General features: G+C 48.5%; 4 protein-coding genes and 2 pseudogenes. 4 read left to right on the top strand and 2 right to left on the bottom strand.

Translation table 11 applies throughout. The features are described 5' to 3' along the window. Nucleotides 1-69, bottom strand: a pseudogene (locus tag L691_RS32285) (FeoB small GTPase domain-containing protein); the annotation flags it as partial. Nucleotides 70-208: 139 nt separating this feature from the next. Between L691_RS32285 and L691_RS32280 the strand changes: the two are divergent. The 4 genes from L691_RS32280 to L691_RS0123930 all read left to right on the top strand — a co-directional run bounded on the left by L691_RS32280 (nucleotide 209) and on the right by L691_RS0123930 (nucleotide 3,677). Next, nucleotides 209-640: a hypothetical protein gene (locus tag L691_RS32280; protein ID WP_156934336.1), complete on the top strand. Its 432-nt coding sequence runs from the start codon at nucleotides 209-211 to the stop codon at nucleotides 638-640. A gap of 206 nt (nucleotides 641-846) precedes the next feature. Beyond that, nucleotides 847-1,710, top strand: coding sequence for a hypothetical protein (locus L691_RS33140; protein ID WP_198023102.1), 864 nt, complete (start codon nucleotides 847-849; stop codon nucleotides 1,708-1,710). Next, entirely contained in the window at nucleotides 1,707-3,005 is a 1,299-nt protein-coding gene (locus L691_RS0123935; RefSeq protein WP_025692793.1) for an ABC transporter permease, read from the top strand. Before L691_RS33140 ends, L691_RS0123935 begins: the two co-directional genes overlap by 4 nt. 3 nt (nucleotides 3,006-3,008) lie before the next feature. Continuing rightward, complete coding sequence (locus L691_RS0123930; RefSeq protein WP_036738018.1) at nucleotides 3,009-3,677, top strand: ABC transporter ATP-binding protein; 669 nt, start codon at nucleotides 3,009-3,011, stop codon at nucleotides 3,675-3,677. A gap of 217 nt (nucleotides 3,678-3,894) precedes the next feature. On the opposite strand, the pseudogene L691_RS32275 reads toward L691_RS0123930, so the two are convergent. Continuing rightward, nucleotides 3,895-4,069, bottom strand: a pseudogene (locus tag L691_RS32275) (nucleoside recognition domain-containing protein); the annotation flags it as partial.

The raw sequence follows: 4,069 nt of genomic DNA, 5'->3' as shown, positions 1-4,069 counted from the left end.
GATATAATCGCGGGCCGCCTCTTCATCGGCCGAGTTAGAGTACAGGTAGTAGGTGCCCGGAAGATCGACGGAAAGAAATTCTTTGCCGTTATGCATAATGCATAAATGTGCATGGAATAAAATAGTGCTATATTTCTATTCTATGTTATAGCAATTTTTGATAGAGTATACTTTGTTGTTAAAATTATAAATTGGAGGTTTTTTTTGTATGAAGAAAAAATTTAAAGTGCTGTTCAGTCTTTCAGTGCTAAGCCTTTCTCTCGTAGCGGCTATTCCAAGCTTTGCCGATTCAACAAGCGAAGCTTCGGGCGGCTGGAGTGAATCGAGAGGATATTACACAAATCAGCCTTCTTCAAGAGGCTTTAGTGTTTTAGCTTCATCTACTCCCGATTCTCATGTTGGAAAACGTTTGTCTCATAAAGCTTCAGATCACTCAGGTGAATACGATTATGCGGCTTTCGGAGCGACGATTTGGAATGGAGTTTATCATTACACTACAGCTCAGATGGAAAATACGAGTGGAACTGTTAGAACAACCAGTGGTAGAGTATACGGTTGGGACAATACTGCCGCTCAATCTCCTTGGTATAGACCTGGTGCTTTTGAAAATATTGAGGCAAGAACATATTGGGGACATTAGGTTATTAACGAGCAACTACTTAATTTTCAGAATAAAGCTTGCTTCATCCACATTGGCGATCAAGCAAGCTTTTTTCTTTTGAATCGGGGAGAAATATGTTAACTCTGCGAATACGGGATTGGATATGTATTATCGTCTTTGGAATGCTGTATGCGTTGTTTTTTTTGTTTTCGGTTTATATGCAGAAGCAAGGGGAATTTCAGAAGTTGTCGAATAATCTCTATACCGGTCAACATGCCGCTATAGTCAGTCCGGAAGCAAGCCGATGGGCGAAAGAGTCATTGCCGCAGGCCGACTATACGATTTTTGTCGAATTTGACGACAGCAATCGTCTGGTGTTGGCCAATCCGGGCGGGTGGGCCCCTCCAATGCTTTCCGGCGAGTTTTTTGCGGACACGGAGCAGGGGCGGAAGGCCGTCATCGGCAAAGAAATGATTCCATATACTCAGGAAATTAGTGGAAGTAGATATATCGATTTTGGTGGGAACAATTACGAGGTTACGGGAATGCTCGGCGCCGCATACGGCTCGTCGGCCGACTATCTTGTGCTGTTACACAACCCTGACTTTACGGTTGTTCCTCCGGAAAGCAAGATGGTAGTGGACAGTTCCGAGCCTTCCGTCGTAAGTCAAACGGTTCGCCGGCTTATGGAGCAAAACCCGAACGTTCGTCTGCTGGAGAGCGAGCGGCAAGGCCTATTCCGGACCGCCCAAGTCCCGTTGCTCTACCGTCTGCTTGTTGTAGAATTTTATTTTCTGCTGCTGGTTAGTGTCGTGGCGTTCAATCGCTATTGGTATGAAACAGAGAAAAAATATATCTTTGTATCGAAGCTGCTGGGCGTTTCCGAAAGCCGAATTGTTCGGCAATTGCTTATTAAATGCTCCCGGAATATTCTAATGTCCGGCGGATTCAGTCTGATTTCACTTTGGCTGTTCGGCGTGCGCCCGTTGATCTCAATCAGGGACGTCGTGGTACTCACAGCAGGCTTTATCGGCATTTCGTGGTTATTTTTGGGGATGATTCGGGCTTATCGGGGCGTCTTGGGCAAAAGAGGTGTGATCGACGGATGAGAATCAGGGAACTGGGATTTTATCTGCGGAAACACAAGTGGTTTAATCTTTTTATTTACGTACAAGCGACATTATTTCTTATGACTGCGGGCACATTCGTTGTATTTTGGCAACAACTGGAGTATGAAAGCGGCAGCCTGGGGCAAATTTACGAAAATAAAGTGATCCGCCAACTGCTGGATGGTTATTATGAGGGCGATAAATACAGCGAGTTTATCAATCGGCCGGACTCCTTGCAGCGGTTAAAAGCGTATTATAGCGGGCTGAATACGACGGATGATTTCGATTACTTGGCGATGTTCAATCATTATATCTTACTGCAGGATGAGGATATTCCTGCTACGTCGGTCAACGGCTACGAGCAGGGGAGCCCTAAACATCAGGAGACGATTGACGGTACCCGGTTTGCGGCGGTCAAGTCCTTCCAGATGAACCGGCAAGCGTTTGAATTTTTTGGAGTCAAAATAAGCAAAGGAAGAGGATGGAACGAGGAGGATTTTTCCCGCTCTACCGGGACGATGCCAGTTCTGCTGGGCAGCTCGTACCAAGCTACCTACAAGGTTGGAGACATGACAACCATCAATTACTACAATTCAACGATCCGGGTTGAAGTCATCGGATTTGTTACGGAGAACAGTAAGGTTTTTTATAGTGGCAGTCCGGAGTTTTATCTGGATGATTATGTAATTCTCCCTTACAGGGACTATAGGAACCCCGTGTCGGACGAGGAACGTAAGTTTCAGCAAATCGTCTATTTTGCGATGATTAACGGATTTGTTGTGACCGATAATGAGCCGGCGGCTGTACAGACGGCCATGCAACGAGTGGAATCAATAGCGAAAAAAGCGGAGATCGGTGGTTATTCCTTTATCGGCTTAAACCCCCACTTTCAGAAATACAGAGGACTGTTGACCGTATTGCAACAGAACGCCTCTCTGGTGCGCTTCATTTTTATTGTTACCACGATTATAAACGCTCTGGTTCTTGCCATCGCCTTAACGCTTCAGCAGCACAGGCGTTTCACCTATTGGGGAGTTCATTATTTGCAAGGGGCCAATCCGAGCAGTTTGATGACCATGCTGTGGACGGAGATCGGTGTTGTCATGCTTACCGCCTGCGCGACCAGTTACTGGCTGCTGAACCGGGTGCTGGTGCTGGGAAGTCCAGGCTCCAATGCGCTGTTGCTGGCGCTGAGCCTGGGAATAAGCGCAATTGTCATGCTCTTCCCGGCAAGGCAGCTGCGGCGCGGCTCGTCCGTCGCATGGATGAATAAGGAAAGCGAAGGGGAGTATTAATCAATGTTGCTTGAACTGTCGCGCGTAAAAAAACGGTTTAAAAACGGTATGGAATATCGGGATGTGCTGGATGGCGTCGAGCTTCAGATTCATGCGGGAGACTCCATCGCCATCAAAGGGAAAAGCGGCTGCGGTAAATCGACTTTGCTGAACATATTGGGGGGCTTGCTTCCATGCGACGAAGGCATCATACGTTTTCAGGGAAAAGAGATTTCCCGGCTTTCGGCGAACGAACGGGCGGATTACCGCAGGAAGCATATCGGATATGTGACGCAGCAATTTCATCTGCTGGATGACCGGAATGCCTTCGACAATGTGGCGCTCCCCCTGCAATATTCGCACATGCGCAAGTCGCAGATCAAAGATAAGGTTGCGGATTTGCTGGACAAACTGGACATCGGCCATGTGATGAGTAGCCCGATAGCTTCCTTGTCGGGCGGCGAGCGCCAAAGGGTCGCCATCGCCCGCGCCATTGTGAAAGAGCCCGACCTACTGCTGGCCGACGAGCCTACAGGATCATTGGACGAAGCAACCGAGCAAGCGATTATGGAAATCTTCGACCGGTTGCGGCGGCAGGGGATGACGCTTGTGATCGTCACCCATGACGATTCCGTGGCGCAGCGGTGCGGACAGGTCTATGAATTGAACGGCAAGCGCCTGATCGGACGGTAAATTATAGCATTAAAGGTCTTGTTCTCGGTTTGATGACGTCGAGTGAGACCTTTTTTTCTTGCGCGAAAAAAACTTGACCCAGTCTGTGCCCCGGTCGCCAGGTCTCTATCTTCAGCATCACTAGGTCGTCAACGGGCTCGCTCTGAATGAGATGCTCCGGCACGATTCTGAATCCTTCAGGGGGCGGTTAAGCCCGGCTTATTGCTGGTGTGTTGCTCTATACCCAGCCGAAGGCATATGCCGCTTGCGCTACCAGGAAGGTAACGGCGATGGCGATGCCGAGCGGGATAACGGCCGACAGGACGGCCCATTTTACGCTTTTCGTTTCCTTGTAGATGTTGACCAGCGTCGTGCCGCAGGGATAATGCAGCAGCGAGAACAGCATCATGTTA

The sequence above is a fragment of the Paenibacillus zanthoxyli JH29 genome (genome assembly GCF_000520715.1).
GTDB lineage: Bacteria > Bacillota > Bacilli > Paenibacillales > Paenibacillaceae > Paenibacillus_AQ > Paenibacillus_AQ zanthoxyli.
The sequence above is the reverse complement of the archived record's forward strand: the minus strand, read 5'-3'. Positions and strand labels throughout refer to the sequence as shown.

What these genes read in the sequence shown, in the direction of transcription:
- L691_RS0123935 (WP_025692793.1), top strand. Translation starts at nt 1,707, where the DNA reads ATGAGAATCAGGGAACTGGGATTTTATCTGCGGAAACACAAGTGGTTT.
- L691_RS0123930 (WP_036738018.1), top strand. Translation starts at nt 3,009, where the DNA reads ATGTTGCTTGAACTGTCGCGCGTAAAAAAACGGTTTAAAAACGGTATG.
- L691_RS32280 (WP_156934336.1), top strand. Translation starts at nt 209, where the DNA reads ATGAAGAAAAAATTTAAAGTGCTGTTCAGTCTTTCAGTGCTAAGCCTT.